We start from the raw sequence: 272 nt of genomic DNA, 5'->3' as shown, positions 1-272 counted from the left end.
CTCCTCGTAATAATTTTCGGCTATATGGCTGCTCATGTAGATGGCTACCGGCTGTTGGGCGGCGGGTGTGGCCATCAGTTCTTGCGTCTCGTCAAACAGCTCGAGCAATTGCACAGCCTGCTTTTGCAGCAGAGCGCCGCGCTCCGTCAGCTCAATGCGCTGTTTGTTGCGAATGATGAGTTTCACGCCGTAGAATTCTTCTAAATAACGGATATGCTGGCTGACGGAAGGCTGCGAGCAATATAGCCGTTTGGCTGCTTCGGTATAAGAGC

General features: G+C 52.6%; 1 protein-coding gene. It reads right to left on the bottom strand.

From position 1 onward, the window contains the following. Positions 1–272: LysR family transcriptional regulator (locus R0J87_RS20455; protein WP_498888549.1), on the bottom strand; the 272-nt coding region annotated here is incomplete at both ends.

The organism is Halomonas sp. SIMBA_159, assembly GCF_046536035.1.
GTDB lineage: Bacteria > Pseudomonadota > Gammaproteobacteria > Pseudomonadales > Halomonadaceae > Vreelandella > Vreelandella venusta_A.
Note: the sequence above shows the minus strand (reverse complement) of the source record. Positions and strands in the feature narration are given on the sequence as shown.